Source organism: Ochrobactrum sp. A-1 (assembly GCF_022488005.1).
Taxonomy (GTDB): Bacteria; Pseudomonadota; Alphaproteobacteria; order Rhizobiales; family Rhizobiaceae; genus Brucella.
Genome location: NZ_JAKVQC010000007.1, coordinates 1,247,730 through 1,261,736, shown reverse-complemented (window position 1 = coordinate 1,261,736; position 14,007 = coordinate 1,247,730). Strand labels below are relative to the sequence as shown.

Below are 14,007 nucleotides of genomic sequence, written 5' to 3'. Positions count from 1 at the left end.
TAAAATCACGGAGAGAAGAAATGAACAATCTCGATATTCAGAGCGCCAGCAAATTCGGCATGCTTGGTGGATCGGCAGCGGTGAAGAAGCAGACCGTTTTCAGCCGGATCAGCAGCACAAACACGCAGACGGCCACCATTGCGGCTCGCATCGAAGCTCTGACGGATCAGCTGTTTGGTGTGACGCCCGAGGCCACCGGGAAGGGCGGCATTGACGCCGCTCCGGCAGGAGTAGTGCAGCAAGCCTTCGACGACCTGAACAGTGCGGACGATAATCTGGCCCGCATCGTGCGCGCCATCACCAAGCTGGAGGAGCTTCTGCCATGAGCGAAAAGCCAGATCTCGAAGGTGGCGACAACGCACAGGTTATCGCGGTCGGTCAATTGCGGGCTTTTCTGGAGCGCCGGGAACGACTGGAAGAAGAAAAGGCCACCATCGGCGAAGACATCAAAGAACTGAACGCGGAAATCAAAGCCTCTGGCTTCGACATGAAGGCGTTCAACGAAATGGTGAAACTTCGCAAAATGGACCCAACGGAACGCAAGATCCGCGAGGCGCAGCGCCAGCTTTATGGCGAGTTACTGGGGGTATTCGGATGACAATTGGAGAAGAAAAACCAAACTTAACCCGAGTGAACGCCCGTCTGTTCCGCGCCGCTTACAATTGTGTTTCGACGGAAGAAACGCGCTACTATCTCAACGGCGTTCAGATCGAGCGTCACCCCGTTAAAGGGGTATTTCTTGTGGCCACTGATGGTCGCAGAATGGTGGTCATCCATGACGAAAGCGGCTCGATTGAAGGTGATAGTCGGATCGTACGCTTAGATAAGGTCGCGCTAACGGCGTGCAAGGCTGGCAAAGGTGAAGCAAAAGACCGCATATTGGTCGTCTCAGGTGCAAATGCCACTGTGACGTCTTATGACGATTTACCAGTTCATGCCGCTTACGGCGTCGTCATCGACGGCACGTTTCCAGACTGGCGGCGCATTGCACGGCCAAACCTATCTAGCGTGGGCGCTGCCGCGTACAATCCGAAACATTTGGCCGATTTTGGTAAAGTCGCTGACGAATTAAGTGAGGGAAAAAACACCGCAATTAGTATAGCTGGGGGGCCGCCTGACCCTGCATTGATCAGGTTCAATAACATCGATCACGCCTATGGCGTGCTGATGCCGATCAGGTTCGCCGGTAACGTGCTTGCCTTCCCTATGGAGGTTGAACGCTATGACCCTTGAACAAGCAATCGACGAGGCGGCCACAAACGGCCGTCTCTCCATCACACTGTTTCCATCCAGCGCGGGCGGTTATCAGGCCAATCTGTCATTCGACGGCCGCAAGTCCTGGCGCGTGGAAATGTCTTCCAACCCGGCCGATGCTCTTAAAAAGGTGCTCGGCCTGATACCGGGCGCTGCAGGTCAAATGAGGCCAGAGCCCGAAAATGACGGAGGTGTATTCGGATGAGTTTCTTTCGTGAAGTTGAAGGTGAGGCGGCCATTCTGATTGAAAATGGCGTCTGCAAACAGACCGCTATCTTTGTGCGTGACGAGCAGCTTTACGCAAAGGTCAGCGGCGGGTTCATCAGGTTAATGGCCGATGGCTCGACAACCAAGGCCAAGTTTCAGTTGAACTTCCTGTCGTGGAACGGGCCATTGTGCCGTGACGCCTTGGGCCGTCTCTGCACTTCGAAAGCCCCAGGAGCGAAACCGCTTGGCGATGACCGCCGCGTCGCTTTGCTCGGCGCAAGCGTATGAAATGACGACCGCCATGGCAGCCTATTACAACGAGTTCGACAAGAACGCCGCGGCATGGCTGCGGGAGTTGATCAAAGCCGGTCTTATCGCGCCGGGCGATGTGGACGAAAGGAGCATAGAAGATGTTACGCCGGCCGAATTGCGAGGATACACGCAATGCCATTTCTTCGCCGGGATCGGCGTCTGGTCATACGCGCTCCGTAGAGCAGGATGGCCAGATGACCGCCCCGTCTGGACCGGTTCCTGCCCATGCCAGCCTTTCAGCGCGGCAGGCAAAGGAAATGGGTTTACTGACGAGCGGCACCTATGGCCGCACTTCCACTGGCTTATTGAAAACTGCCGCCCTCCAGTCGTCTTTGGCGAGCAGGTTGCGAGCAAGGACGGACTTGGCTGGCTCGACCTTGTACAAGCTGACCTGGAAGGATCGGGCTACGCCAGCGGGGCAGTCGATACCTGCGCTGCGGGCTTCGGCGCGCCGCATATCAGACAGCGGCTCTATTGGGTGGCCCACTCCGACAAGTCGGGATCACAAGGACGGTGCGGAGTGCCAGAACGTACCGCTGAACGCGCTGTTGGGTCGAGTGGCCTGGTTGACGGGCTGGCCGACAGCGCAGGCGTCGGACGGATCGGGCGGTGGGCAGGCGGCGAGGACCATAAACCCGGAGAGATCGAACGATCTGAACGACTTTGCGATGCTGGCAGGTTGGCCAACGACAACGACGACGGGCGCATTGCGACACCCATCGCCGGATTTCACAACTCCGAACATCACGCTGAACCACGCAGCAGCATTGTCGGACGGACCCGCCCGACTAACGGCCACTGGCGAGATGCTGATTGGCTCTTCTGCCGGGATGGAAAGTGGCGGCCAGTTGAACCCGGCACATTCCCGCTGGCTCATGGGGCTGCCGCCCGAGTGGGACGATTGCGCGGTTACGGCAATGCAATCGTTGCGCCTGCAGCGCAAGCGTTCATCGAAGCCGTCGACGAATGTCTTCGATTGACACCGATGTATGAAATAACGACCGATACAGGAGTGTTCGGCTGATGGACTGGAACCGCTATTTTATGGGCTTTGCAAAACACGCAGCCTTGAAATCCAAGGACAGCACGCAAGTAGGAGCCATTCTTGTCGGCCCGGAAAAGGAAGTTCGCCTGACAGGCTTCAACGGCCCCGCCCGTGGCGTGCAGGACTTGGCCGAACGTCGCGAACGGCCAGTGAAATACCTCTACGCATCACATGCCGAAGCCAACCTGATCGCTTTTGCGGCCCGGGAAGGCATCAGCACGAAGGACTGTTCGGTCTACGTGACCCATCATCCATGTGCCGGCTGCGCTCGAACGCTTATTCAGGCGGGCGTCAAACACGTATTCGTTGCTGACGGGAAGACCGCTATGCCGGTTGAGGACTTCCAGGCCGCATCGATAATGTTCGGAGAAGCGGGCGTCGAGGTACGGCAGATATGAGTAAGGGAGTAGAGATAGATTTCGAAACCCGTAGCGCCGTGGAGCTGAAAACCCACGGCGTTTATCGCTATATGGCAGATCCGTCGACGACGGCGCTTATGGCCTCATATCAGATCGATGGTGGCCCGGTCCAACGTTGGCGCTATGGCCAACCCTGTCCGGCCGATTTGCGCGAAGCAATAGAGCGTGGCGACACGATATCGGCGCATAATGCTGCGTTCGAACGCCTGTTGATGCAACGCGTTCTGGCGCCGCGTCATGGCTGGCCAATGCCGAAGACGTCGCAATTCCGTTGCACCGCAGCGACGGCCGCAGCGATGGCCTTGCCTCGCAAGCTGGAACATTTGGGCGAGGCGCTGGACTTGCCGGTTCAGAAGGACAAGGCCGGGGCGGCGCTGATCCGGAAATTCTCCAAGCCACGTGCCGCGCGTAAAGGCGAGACTGCCATCGGCATTCTGTTCAATGAGCCGCAGGACTTCCAACCGGATTTCGAACGCTTCCATGATTACTGCGACGACGACGTCAGGACAGAGGCCGAAGCTGACAAGCGCATGGTGCCGCTTTCGACGTTCGAGCAGCAAGTCTACACGATGTCGGAGATCATCAACGATCGCGGCGTTCGCATCGATCTGAAATCAGCACATGCCGCACTGCGCCTAGCGGAGAAAGCAAAAAAGGCGCTCGACCGCGAAATGCGACTTGCCACAGGCGGCTTCGTCACTGCCTGCTCGCAAGTGGCCAAGCTCACGGAATGGGTACAGGCACAAGGTGTCCCCATGTCGTCGGCCGCAAAGGCCGAACTGGAATCTCTACTGGAGCTGAACGATCTCCCCTCGCACGTTCGGAAGGCCATAGAAATCCGACAGGAAGGCTCCAAGAGCAGCGTTTCCAAGATCAAGGCTATGATTGATCGTGCCGGAGATGACGGCCGCGTGCGAGGCGCTTTCGTCTATCACTCCGCATCGACTGGCCGGTGGCAGTCTGTCGGCGTGAACTTCGCCAATATGCCGCGCCCTCGACGCTGTTACGATGACGCGCATCTGAATACGCAGATCCTGTTCGAAGCGATCCGCTCCGAAGATCCTGATTATCTGCAGATGATGTACGGCGCCGAGCTCGGGCGGCCGCTTCATCTCCTGTCCGACGCTATTCGCGGCTTCATCTGGGCTGGTCCAGGCCGCAAGCTGGTTCAGGCCGACTATTCCGGTATCGAAGGTGCTGTCATTGCCTGGTCATCCGGCGAGGATTGGAAAGTCGCCGAAATGCACAAGATTATCGCCGATCCATCGATCCCGGACCTGTATCGCCAGACCGCGGCCGACATCATGAACACCACAACAGATGTCGTGACGAAGAAGCATCCTTTCCGCCAGTCCGTCGGCAAAGTTTCCGAGCTGGCGCTCGGTTTCGGAGGCGGTGTGATGGCCTTCGTTTCCATGGCGAAGAACTACGGCGTCGATCTGAACATGCTGTTCGCACCGGTTTGGGAAACGGCTGACGAGGAAAGACGCGAGAAGGCGGCCCGTCGCTATGAGGGCGTGCTGAAACGCGGCAAGGAAGGCACCGATATCCTGACACGCGAGGCGTGGCTGGCGTGCGAGTTGATTAAGGTCGGCTGGCGTGCCAAGAACGCGGCGATCGCCAAGGGCTGGTCGCTGCGCGAGGAAGCCATACGCGAGGCAATCCGCAATCCCGGTCAGAAAGTCCACGTGCTGAACCTGACTTATCTGGTAACGAACGGGTTCTTGTGGTGCCGTCTGCCGTCTGGCCGTTGTCTTGCTTACGCATCGCCGAAGCTGAAGGACCAAGTCTGGGCGAAGGTGAAGCTGCCCGACGGCGAATGGTCCGACAGCGAGGTCATGGATCGTGAACTGGCCGAAAAGCTGGCGCTGAAAGGCGAAGTGCAGATCCAGGGACCGACGTCGCCAGCGATTTCAGTCTTGGGCGTCGGCAAGAACGGCCGTATGCAGCGCGAGCACCTTTATGGCGGTCTGGTCGCGGAGAATGACACGCAGGCCATAGCTCGCGATTTGCTCGTCAACGGTATGATAAAAGCTGAAGCGGCCGGCTATGAAATCGTCGCGCACGTCTACGATGAAATGATCGCCGAGGTTCCCATTGGTTTCGGGGATTTGCGAGAATTCGAGAAGCTGATTTGCGAGCTTCCGGACTGGGCGGCAGGGATGCCGTTGACTGCAGGCGGGTTCGAAGCGAAGCGGTATCGTAAAGATTAAACCACGTGGCGCCACCACTCGCCACGTATTGCGTAGCCTATCGTGTTATGTGACACGCCGAACAAAACCGCCATTTTCCTTTGCGACATGGCGGTTTTATTTTGCCTTATCCATCGCACGTCATCATCCGTGAGTTTACTGTGATAGTGTGCTTCGCCCTTTTGTGGGTTCATGGTGCCATGCTCAATCCGATCCAAGGCGTTGCTCGATCGCGTGCCGTACCGTAGATTTTCTACCTGATTATTAACGCGCGTTCCGTCACAGTGGCAGACCTCCATACCATTCGGGCAAGGGCCTATGAACGCTTCCGCAACTACCCGATGCACGTAAGCGTACTGCCGCTTCATTGCGGGGAAGGTGAAGGAAACCATCAGATAACCGTTCTTCGCCGCGCTGGCTTTCAAAACACGACCGCTGCAATACTTCCGCGGAATAGACCTTAAGCGACCCATGTCGCTCACCTCATACAACCCTTCCCAACCTACGACAGGCAACCATTTTTCCATAACGCTATCCTCTTTGGTGAGGCCGCATTATAGCAAAGCGTATGGTGTATGTCGATTGTATGTTGACAGCCAAAAGATCGTGTATTACACATATGAATATCGGTTAACCGAAAAGAATTTGACGGAGACGAGATGGTTTTCAAGCCGAAATATGACGCCCCTACTGAGATGATTTCCGCTCGTATCCCGGTCCCATTGCATGAGCAGCTGAAGGACCGTGCGAAGGAAGAAGGCAAGCCGAAGAACGCGGTTCTGATCGACATTCTGGAAAACGATCTTGGCGCGCAGCGGCCGTCGACGACGGAAGGTGCGTTCGGATGACTTTCGACGAATTGAGGCAAGCGTTCCCGCATCTGGGGTTTGCGGTCTATGCGATGACCCCGGGCGCACCGGTCACTCTGGAAGTGTACGACGGTGGCCGCGTTTTCAGCTTCAGCGCCGCGTCGGCGCAAGAGGCGATCGACGAGGCCTTCCCGGTCGAGGAACCGGAAACAGCGGAGCCTGTGCCGAACGCTTTCGAATAGCGTGTATGGAATGACGACCAACAAAGGAGTAAGCTTATGGACGCTGACCGGCTCATAAACATAAAAGAAGTCCAACATATTGTAGGGCTTAAACACGCCATGATCTACGCCATGGTCAATAAAAACACGTTCCCAAAGCCGATAAAAATTGGACGGGCGGCGCGCTGGTCACCCAACGTAGTTCAGAACTGGGTAGCCGAAACCGTCAATAATGGCGGTGCGAAATGACTGGCCCTTCACTAAAAACCCAAGCCAAGCGCTTCATGGTTCGTCGCATCGCCAAGGCATTCGGCCCGTCTACGACTGTTCGCGAGATCGCGGAAGAAACTGGACTGGACCGGCATTTCGTCGCCAAGGTTCTGCGCGGGATGCGCTTGCCCCATACGGACGGTCGCGACGGCAATCACAACGAAAATATTCGTATGGCGTCCACCGCACCGGTTGACGTGCTGATACGCGGGGCGTTGCTGCATTCAGAAGTTCGTATGCGCGTCTTTGACTAACCGCAATGTATGAAAAGACGACCAACATAGGAGATAGTAATGTCGCGTCACTTTGCTGACAAGATTCTGATCGGTTCGATCCTGGCGATGGGCCTGATCATGTTCGCGGGGGTGCTGCAGCCATGAGCATCCATCAACAGAAAGTACGTCCGGGCAGTCGTCTGATGGAGCGTGAAAGTTCATCTCCATACGGAAAGCCGCAGCCTGCGCGCGTAATGGCCATTGCCGAAGGATGGGTCATGGTTAGGTTCAAAGGCGCTGCCCCGATCCTGGTTTACATGCGCGAGCTCCATCTGCGTTTCGAGGTGACGAAATGGTAGAGCGCCTTCCGCAGTACCGTATTCGCAGCCAGCATTCGGAAGCACCGACGGCCGCCCTTGAAGTGGCCATTACCAAGCTGCTTCTCGACATCGGCTTCACCCAGAAACGCATCGCCGCGCTTTTCGACTGTAACCAGGGCCGCATTGCCGAGATTTCGCGCGGCAAGGTCGGAGCGGGCATTTCCTACAAATTTGAAACTATCAGGGGGATTAAATGACCACCACCGACAAATCCCATCTTCTCCGCTTCGGATATGCGCCAGGCAACTATTGGTTTGTTTGTAAAGACTGCGGAGACAAGCAGGCTGTAGGAGATAAGCGTGCCACCCGTTGCTATGCGTGTGCTGAAACCCTGTACTCGCAAGTGTCATCTGTCGAAGCCGTAGCAGACAAGCACCGGGCCATCACCACCCTACCGGAAGAAGCCGTGAAGGCGGCACTTGATACGTGGCTGGATCACGAGTTTGATGGAACTCTTGACTATCCAAGGATGAGAAACGCCCTCACCGCAGCTCTCCCCTTCCTCCCCGTGCAAGGGGCTGTGAAGAAGCTGGAGTGGCGCGACGTAGATGCAGCATGCGCTTGGTGTTATGCCCAAACACCTATCGGTGAGTATCGCGTCACTTGGTCGTTTAACGAGAGCGGTCAAAAACTTCATTACCCAGACGGTACGACAAAACAATTCGATGGCGCTGGATATGGCGATAGAGACGCCGCCAAAGCCGCAGCTTTCCAAGATTATCAAAACAGAATTCTATCGGCATTGGAGCTGTAACATGCGTCAAGACGTAGACACATCTATACTCCGCGACATTCTCCATTACGATGCAGATACAGGGATACTGTTCTGGAAACAGCGCCCAAGTAAATATTTCAGTGACACGCCGACACGGAATAAAGAAGGCCACGCCAAATGGTGGAACGGAAGGTTTGCAGGAAAACGAGCTTGTAAATCAGATGGTCACCGTGGGTACTTGCGTGTAAGCATCTTTAGGGAAGAATATCCAGCCCATCGTGTTATTTGGGCCATGGTTCATGGAGAATGGTCGACCAAGAGCATTGATCATATCGACGGTGACAAAGCCAATAACAGGACTAGCAATCTTCGTGAGGCGACAACAGCCGAAAACAACAAGAACCGGGCACCCCACGGAAAATCACAGTACCGTGGAGTAAGCTGGCGCACTCGTCAGAATTGCTGGGTATCTGCGATTAAAACTGATGGGAAGGTAAGTTTCCTAGGATGCTTCAAAGAGGAAATTGAAGCGGCGAAGGCCTACGACCGCGCTGCGATAATACAGCATGGGGAGTTCGCGCGCACGAATTTCCCAAAAGCCGACTATGAGGCTCGCATCCTCTCCGCGCTTGAGCCATCCGCTCCCGATATGGGAAATCCCATAACGGACAAGACCGTGAAGATGGTCTTGGCGGAAGCCATTGCTCAAGTTTGGTATCAGACACGCGATTGCGATGTGGAAGAGATAGACCGCATCATCGCTCACCTGAACCGCAATGGGTTGCTGATCGTCGGTATCCAGCGTTTTAAAATGATGGCGGACGCTATTCAAAGTGCCGCTGCGTATCTGGCATTGTCACAGCCGAACAGCGCAGAGAAGCTCATTGCTGACCTTGATGCGGCATTGAAAACCGAGGTCGGAAATCCGGCCACGGAGCCATCCGCAGCGCGTGATCTGGCTGGCCTACCCTTCTGGAAATGTGACGCTTGCGGCAACTTTGTCGGATGCCACCACAAGACCAAGCAGCGAACCGCCCCGCTCGGATGCATCCCGACGCCGGAAATCAAGGAAGCCCGCTCGCACATACATCGCATCCTTGATCCACTATGGAAATCAGGGCGGTTCTCGCGTCGGGAACTGTATTCCAAAATCGCGAACTCTCTTGGCATCAAAGAATATCACACCGCCGAATTGCGAAGCGTCGAACAGGCGCGAGACGCATATCGTGCAATTCTGGAGATTTCAGCATGGCCGACATCATTACGCGTCTCTCCAAGCTAGACGCGCCTGACAGGGAAGTGGATGAACGCGAAGGCTATATTCGCGAGCTTTCCAAAGGAACACAGTACGGACACGAACATGATGCGTCTGCAATTGCACACCACACGGATCGCATCGCCCTCTTGCGCGCAAAGGAGGCCAGCAAGCTATGAGTGAGAGCCTTGTATTCCGCAAAAGCCTTAAACAGTCAGATGCATATAATCTCGTGATCCGCCGACACGACCTATCTGGCGTCGAATACGAACACATCTGCACGGTATCGACGGAAACCGCCGTCGAAATGAACCGTCTAGCCGAACGGGGGATAGGCTTTCTACACTGCCATCCTTATCAATGGGGAACCAACCATGCCGAGTAAGGAACTCATCGAGAAGGTGGCGCGGGCCATCAACGGACCTTTCCACCCTGTGACGGAAGGATCGCCATACACATTGGATCAGCTTCGCGATATTCGCTGGCAACAGATTAATGACGTGGAACGAAAGCTGTGTTTGTCCGGTGCAAAAGCCGCCATCTCCACCATCCTCGCCGCTCTACAGGAGCCGACAGAGGAGATGCTTCTAGCCGCGAAGGGCTTTGGCGACACGCAGGCGTGGCAGGAAATGCTCGCCGCATCCGCACTTGGGGAGCAGAGCGAATGAAGCTGACAGCGGGGAAATGCATTGTCGCCTATTGGATGATTGCTTTGCTGACGTTTGGCTACATCGCGTCAGCGGAAAGGAAAGTAGACCCCGGCGTTGAAGTGATAGCCGTTCAGTCTGTAATTGGCGGTGTAGGCTGGCCTCTTTACTGGACGTGGGAAGGTTTCTCTATCGGTCGCCAAGCTCTGAAAGGCGGTGAGTAGATGGACTGGAAACCAATCGAAACAGCACCGAAGGACGGGACGGAGTTTCTTGCTTTCGGATCATACCGATATGAAGGCGACGACGTTGACACGATTTATCATTACGTTGTGTCCTACGCCAACAACGAAACTCATCCTTGGGAAGCAGACGGCACTCAGTACGGGCCTAAATTCTTCAGCCACTGGATGCCATTGCCGCCGCCACCGTCTGGCCGCGCCGCACTGCGGGAAAGGGAGTGAGGATGACGCTACTTCCCGCCAATTTTATGCATTTCAGACTTACCCCAAAACCGAGATTTCGCGATGGTTTCACCGGCTGTCATGATTTCCCGGCCAAGGCGGTCCAGAAGCTCATAATCTTCACTCCCGATTTCCAAATGTGTAGAGCAGCTATTCATAAGGTCTTTCAGCGCGATAAGCCGCAACAAGAGCTGCTGCTTTTCAGCTTCGGTAAGCGCCGGATTGCGGAAGGATTTGGATCGAGAAATGGCGTTTCTCCTTGTTCAGGCTGGCTGTCTTACATTGAGAACAATCAGAGAACAAATCACAATTCCAAGGACGTTTAGAAATGTCGAACAAAGACGTTCCAAGAAAAACCGCCAGGCTGGAAGCGTCCAGCAATTACCCGCTGGTCGTCGATCTGTTCTATGCGATCGATAACGATCCACGCACATTGAACCAAGTTGCGGATAGCGCCGGGGTCTATCGTTGTGCCGTCAGAATGTGGAAGACGGGCAGGAGCCTGCCGTCACTGGCTCTGTTCGACGCAATGGCCCGTTCCGTTGGGTTGAAGCTGATGCTGGTTCCAATCGACGCCGAAGATCCGATCAGGCAGGCGAGGTCCAGACGTCGGCCGATATAGTTGTATGAAATAACTACCGACAAAAACGGCGATCTGCTATCTTGCGGGTTCGGCCAAAAGAAAACGGCGCAGTTCTGATCACCGCGCCGTTTCCATAAGCTTCACCATCCAAAGGAGTACACTGGTATGAATACATCATCCAGTATCATAAATCAATCCGAAACACATTATGTAGGTTCCCGCGACACCGAGATTGTAGCGTACGCTCCGATCAGCGAAGTCAAATCGCTCGTGTCTGTTCTGCTTGAAAAGACGACCATCATCGGCAGCCATGGCAGCGAATACCGTCGGCTGCGCGACCGTCGCTATGCAAAATATCTGCTCCGCTGCGCTGAAAACATGGCCTCTGTCGGCGCGCAAAAGGTCGCGCTGACAGCCGAGGACTACAAATGGCTGAAGACCGCAGCAGGGGAGGGTGCGCGATGAGCTACGTTAATCTGGAAAAGGACCGGCTGGAAAATTTGCTGATCGACGCCGAGAACGCATTGCTTCTGCGTCGCGCGAAAGCTGACCAGAAAGCCAATGAGGCAATGGCCAAGGAAGAGGAACGGCGCCGTAAAATGGGTTGGTTTCGTCGTGTTTTTGAGTTCATCGACGAAGCGCATCCCGGCTACCTCGCATGCCGCGACATGGACCTCTGGTCAGCAAACCAAGCCCGCATATGCATCAACCGGGATCTGACGCGCGTTCGCAAGCTCAACACAATCCTGAAGGTTGAAGGTAACCTGACGCTTTCGGTCGAGACATACCAGTTCCTGATGAGGGCATGCGATGAGCAATGACAACGTCGTGCCGTTGAACCCGTTCCGGGATCTCTGGGCTCTTGGATACCATCGTCTTGTTCCGATCACCCCGCCGAATTGCACAGTCTCCGAAAAGTCCAGCTTCGCACGCAGATTGAAAGCCGGCGACGACGCCCGGGGAAAAGCCCCCGGCGTGCGCTGGTCCGACGGATCATGGTCTGGCTTTGACTGGCTGCATCATGAGACGGACGAAACGGATCTGGACAGATGGGCAAGAATGGGCGCTGGCGTCGGTATCAGGACGGGCGATGGCCTTGTTTTGATTGACGCGGATACGGAGAACGAGGACCGCGCCAAAATCATTTTGCAGAAAGTCCATGAGCACTTCGGTGATCTGCCGGTTCGTATCGGCAAATATCCGAAAGCCGGATACCTGGTCAGGACTGACAACGACTTCCAGTACACGCGCATAGAGTTCGGCGAGCGTAACGAGAATGGCAGCCTGCAGGAACGCGTCGAGATACTGGCAGAGGGCAGGCAGTTCGTTGCCCACGGGGTCCACCCGAAGACAGGCAAGCCCTACAGATGGCCAAAGCCTCTCCAGCCATTGAATGCACTGCCTTATGTCCAGAGCGACGCACTGGTCGCGTTTTTGAACGATCTGCGGCCGTTGCTGCCAGCAGCGTCCGACGTCGTCAGGGAAGGCGCGCAGACCGATATCAATCAGGCTGCCTTGAAGGCCGATATCGAACTGGTCAAACGCGCAGTCAGTCTGATCCCAAACACATCCGATCATTTCCCGACGCGCGAAGCCTATCGCATGATGGGCTATGCGATCAAAGGAGCGACGCAGGACAGCCCGGAAGCAGGCTTCGAGATGTTTGCAGAATGGTGCGAGCGCTGGCAGGACGGAACGAACGATCCGGACGTGGTTGCCGGGGACTGGGGCCGCATGAAGCCACCTTTCCGTGTCGGCGCGGCTTTCCTGTTCGATCTGGCCGAGAAACACGGCAATGGCCAGTTCAGCCGGGCGGAACAGTGGTTCGACGCAACAGTGGCCGCTTCTGCGAGCTATGAGCCCCTGTTCCCGCCAGAAAGTTTGCCAAAAGGTTTTTTGGAAGGAGAGGGCGGAAATGGTGGACGGCGGTTCATATTCACGCCGCTTATGGAAGCTGCCGAAAGCGCGCTGACCAGCTCGACGGCCCCGCTTGTGAAGGGGCTGCTGGATCAAGGGGCTATGACTGTTCTGTATGGGGAAAGCAACAGTGGCAAAACGTTCGTTACCATGGATCTTTGTTACCACATTGCATCCGGTCGCGAATGGGGCGGCATGCGCGTGACACGGATGCCCGTGCTGTATGTGGCCGCGGAAGGCGGGCAAGGTGCGAAGAAGCGTGCGGCCGCTCTGGCGGCTAAATATGGGGCGGTGGAAGGATTTTACTTCCTGTTGCATCCGGTGAACCTGCTGCGGGTCGATGCAGACTTGAAACCGCTTATTGACGGGGTGAGGGCTTTTGACGTCAGGTTCGGGCTTATAGTCATTGACACGTTATCGCGTGCCATGGCGGGCGGCGATGAAAACGCGTCGACGGATATGGGCGCCATGGTCAAGCACTTGGACGTGTTGCGCAAGGCAACCGGCGCGCATGTCCTGACTGTGCATCATTCCGGCAAGGACAAGGCCAAAGGCGCGCGTGGGCATAGTCTGTTGCGTGCTGCCACAGATACGGAAATCGAAATAGCCGACAATGAAATATCTGTCACGAAACAGCGCGATCTGGACAAGGCTTTCGCGTCGGGGTTTGCGCTCGACGTGGTGACTTTGGGTATTGATAACGATGGGGATCCTATCACGTCGTGCACCGTCAGGCTCGTGAAAGAGCAGGCAATCGTCGTTGAAAAGACAACGGACAAGGAAAATCTTGTCCTGGATGCTATCAAGATTTTCCACGATGATATGGGTGATACACGTGACTTTTCGGCCGCTCAAATCGCTCAAATCATGGCCGATTTTGCAGACAAAATGTCCGCAAATGCGGTCAGAACGTACCTCGGACGGCTTGTAAAAAAGGGCCTTTTGAAAAAGGGGGCGCAACAAGCGTACAATTTGTCCGGCGCAACAAGCGCAACAAAAGGCCGTTGCGATGCGTTTGAATGATTTCAATAGGTTAGCTATGGGGCGCAACAAGCGCAACAAGAGCGCAACAAGCGCAAAATCGCTCGGCGGCCTATGCGCA

Annotated in this window: 27 protein-coding genes; 26 read left to right on the top strand and 1 reads right to left on the bottom strand. The window is 55.7% G+C overall.

All coding sequences use genetic code 11. The features are described 5' to 3' along the window. The first annotated feature begins 20 nt into the window (after window positions 1-20). From MKS82_RS24170 to MKS82_RS24135, 8 genes are read left to right on the top strand one after another with little or no spacing between them, the layout of a single operon-like run. A complete protein-coding gene (locus tag MKS82_RS24170) occupies window positions 21-326 on the top strand; it encodes a hypothetical protein (RefSeq protein ID WP_240579419.1) in 306 nt (101 codons plus the stop codon). Next, window positions 323-598: a GapR family DNA-binding domain-containing protein gene (locus MKS82_RS24165; protein WP_240579418.1), complete on the top strand. Its 276-nt coding sequence runs from the start codon at window positions 323-325 to the stop codon at window positions 596-598. The genes MKS82_RS24170 and MKS82_RS24165 overlap by 4 nt, the downstream gene beginning before the upstream one ends. After that, a complete protein-coding gene (locus MKS82_RS24160) occupies window positions 595-1,233 on the top strand; it encodes a DNA polymerase III subunit beta family protein (RefSeq protein WP_240579417.1) in 639 nt (212 codons plus the stop codon). The genes MKS82_RS24165 and MKS82_RS24160 overlap by 4 nt, the downstream gene beginning before the upstream one ends. Further along, on the top strand, window positions 1,223-1,459 hold the full coding sequence (locus MKS82_RS24155) for a hypothetical protein (RefSeq protein WP_240579416.1): 237 nt from the start codon (window positions 1,223-1,225) through the stop codon (window positions 1,457-1,459). Before MKS82_RS24160 ends, MKS82_RS24155 begins: the two co-directional genes overlap by 11 nt. Beyond that, window positions 1,456-1,749, top strand: a complete 294-nt coding sequence (locus MKS82_RS24150; RefSeq protein ID WP_240579415.1) for a hypothetical protein — start codon at window positions 1,456-1,458, stop codon at window positions 1,747-1,749. The genes MKS82_RS24155 and MKS82_RS24150 overlap by 4 nt, the downstream gene beginning before the upstream one ends. Next, the gene (locus MKS82_RS24145; protein WP_240579507.1) at window positions 1,712-2,797 is read left to right on the top strand and encodes a DNA cytosine methyltransferase; all 1,086 of its coding nucleotides are present in this window, start codon (window positions 1,712-1,714) and stop codon (window positions 2,795-2,797) included. Before MKS82_RS24150 ends, MKS82_RS24145 begins: the two co-directional genes overlap by 38 nt. After that, complete coding sequence (locus tag MKS82_RS24140) at window positions 2,797-3,216, top strand: deoxycytidylate deaminase (protein ID WP_240579414.1); 420 nt, start codon at window positions 2,797-2,799, stop codon at window positions 3,214-3,216. The genes MKS82_RS24145 and MKS82_RS24140 overlap by 1 nt, the downstream gene beginning before the upstream one ends. Continuing rightward, window positions 3,213-5,450 (top strand): DNA polymerase, encoded by a 2,238-nt coding sequence (locus tag MKS82_RS24135; RefSeq protein ID WP_240579413.1) that lies wholly within the window; start codon window positions 3,213-3,215, stop codon window positions 5,448-5,450. The genes MKS82_RS24140 and MKS82_RS24135 overlap by 4 nt, the downstream gene beginning before the upstream one ends. On the opposite strand, the gene MKS82_RS24130 is transcribed toward MKS82_RS24135, so the two are convergent. Beyond that, window positions 5,447-5,956: an NUMOD4 domain-containing protein gene (locus tag MKS82_RS24130; protein WP_240579412.1), complete on the bottom strand. Its 510-nt coding sequence runs from the start codon at window positions 5,954-5,956 to the stop codon at window positions 5,447-5,449. The genes MKS82_RS24135 and MKS82_RS24130 overlap by 4 nt on opposite strands. Window positions 5,957-6,088: 132 nt before the next feature. Here MKS82_RS24130 and MKS82_RS24125 point away from each other — a divergent pair, with 132 nt between their 5' ends. From MKS82_RS24125 to MKS82_RS24040, 18 genes are all read left to right on the top strand, one after another. Further along, window positions 6,089-6,277 carry a hypothetical protein gene (locus MKS82_RS24125; RefSeq protein WP_240579411.1) on the top strand — a complete coding sequence of 63 codons (189 nt, stop codon included), beginning with the start codon at window positions 6,089-6,091 and terminating at the stop codon, window positions 6,275-6,277. Then, entirely contained in the window at window positions 6,274-6,480 is a 207-nt protein-coding gene (locus MKS82_RS24120) for a hypothetical protein (protein WP_240579410.1), read from the top strand. The genes MKS82_RS24125 and MKS82_RS24120 overlap by 4 nt, the downstream gene beginning before the upstream one ends. Window positions 6,481-6,516: 36 nt before the next feature. Further along, entirely contained in the window at window positions 6,517-6,708 is a 192-nt protein-coding gene (locus tag MKS82_RS24115) for an AlpA family phage regulatory protein (protein WP_240579409.1), read from the top strand. Next, window positions 6,705-6,983 carry a hypothetical protein gene (locus MKS82_RS24110; protein WP_240579408.1) on the top strand — a complete coding sequence of 93 codons (279 nt, stop codon included), beginning with the start codon at window positions 6,705-6,707 and terminating at the stop codon, window positions 6,981-6,983. The genes MKS82_RS24115 and MKS82_RS24110 overlap by 4 nt, the downstream gene beginning before the upstream one ends. 122 nt (window positions 6,984-7,105) lie before the next feature. Beyond that, window positions 7,106-7,303 (top strand): hypothetical protein, encoded by a 198-nt coding sequence (locus MKS82_RS24105; protein ID WP_240579407.1) that lies wholly within the window; start codon window positions 7,106-7,108, stop codon window positions 7,301-7,303. Further along, window positions 7,297-7,521, top strand: a complete 225-nt coding sequence (locus MKS82_RS24100; protein WP_240579406.1) for a hypothetical protein — start codon at window positions 7,297-7,299, stop codon at window positions 7,519-7,521. Before MKS82_RS24105 ends, MKS82_RS24100 begins: the two co-directional genes overlap by 7 nt. Beyond that, complete coding sequence (locus MKS82_RS24095; protein ID WP_240579405.1) at window positions 7,518-8,078, top strand: hypothetical protein; 561 nt, start codon at window positions 7,518-7,520, stop codon at window positions 8,076-8,078. Before MKS82_RS24100 ends, MKS82_RS24095 begins: the two co-directional genes overlap by 4 nt. 1 nt (window position 8,079) lies before the next feature. Further along, window positions 8,080-9,321 carry an HNH endonuclease gene (locus tag MKS82_RS24090; RefSeq protein ID WP_240579404.1) on the top strand — a complete coding sequence of 414 codons (1,242 nt, stop codon included), beginning with the start codon at window positions 8,080-8,082 and terminating at the stop codon, window positions 9,319-9,321. Beyond that, window positions 9,288-9,473: a hypothetical protein gene (locus tag MKS82_RS24085; protein ID WP_240579403.1), complete on the top strand. Its 186-nt coding sequence runs from the start codon at window positions 9,288-9,290 to the stop codon at window positions 9,471-9,473. Before MKS82_RS24090 ends, MKS82_RS24085 begins: the two co-directional genes overlap by 34 nt. Further along, window positions 9,470-9,679 (top strand): hypothetical protein, encoded by a 210-nt coding sequence (locus MKS82_RS24080; protein ID WP_240579402.1) that lies wholly within the window; start codon window positions 9,470-9,472, stop codon window positions 9,677-9,679. Before MKS82_RS24085 ends, MKS82_RS24080 begins: the two co-directional genes overlap by 4 nt. Continuing rightward, on the top strand, window positions 9,669-9,962 hold the full coding sequence (locus MKS82_RS24075) for a hypothetical protein (protein WP_240579401.1): 294 nt from the start codon (window positions 9,669-9,671) through the stop codon (window positions 9,960-9,962). The genes MKS82_RS24080 and MKS82_RS24075 overlap by 11 nt, the downstream gene beginning before the upstream one ends. Continuing rightward, on the top strand, window positions 9,959-10,165 hold the full coding sequence (locus tag MKS82_RS24070; RefSeq protein ID WP_240579400.1) for a hypothetical protein: 207 nt from the start codon (window positions 9,959-9,961) through the stop codon (window positions 10,163-10,165). The genes MKS82_RS24075 and MKS82_RS24070 overlap by 4 nt, the downstream gene beginning before the upstream one ends. After that, complete coding sequence (locus tag MKS82_RS24065) at window positions 10,166-10,405, top strand: DUF551 domain-containing protein (protein ID WP_240579399.1); 240 nt, start codon at window positions 10,166-10,168, stop codon at window positions 10,403-10,405. A gap of 2 nt (window positions 10,406-10,407) precedes the next feature. Beyond that, window positions 10,408-10,731 carry a hypothetical protein gene (locus MKS82_RS24060; RefSeq protein ID WP_240579398.1) on the top strand — a complete coding sequence of 108 codons (324 nt, stop codon included), beginning with the start codon at window positions 10,408-10,410 and terminating at the stop codon, window positions 10,729-10,731. 2 nt (window positions 10,732-10,733) lie between these two features. Next, complete coding sequence (locus MKS82_RS24055; RefSeq protein ID WP_240579397.1) at window positions 10,734-11,027, top strand: hypothetical protein; 294 nt, start codon at window positions 10,734-10,736, stop codon at window positions 11,025-11,027. Between the two features lie 126 nt (window positions 11,028-11,153). Continuing rightward, entirely contained in the window at window positions 11,154-11,453 is a 300-nt protein-coding gene (locus MKS82_RS24050; protein ID WP_240579396.1) for a hypothetical protein, read from the top strand. Next, window positions 11,450-11,809 (top strand): hypothetical protein, encoded by a 360-nt coding sequence (locus tag MKS82_RS24045; RefSeq protein ID WP_240579395.1) that lies wholly within the window; start codon window positions 11,450-11,452, stop codon window positions 11,807-11,809. Before MKS82_RS24050 ends, MKS82_RS24045 begins: the two co-directional genes overlap by 4 nt. After that, window positions 11,799-13,928: an AAA family ATPase gene (locus MKS82_RS24040; protein ID WP_240579394.1), complete on the top strand. Its 2,130-nt coding sequence runs from the start codon at window positions 11,799-11,801 to the stop codon at window positions 13,926-13,928. Before MKS82_RS24045 ends, MKS82_RS24040 begins: the two co-directional genes overlap by 11 nt. The last annotated feature ends 79 nt before the right edge of the window (window positions 13,929-14,007 follow it).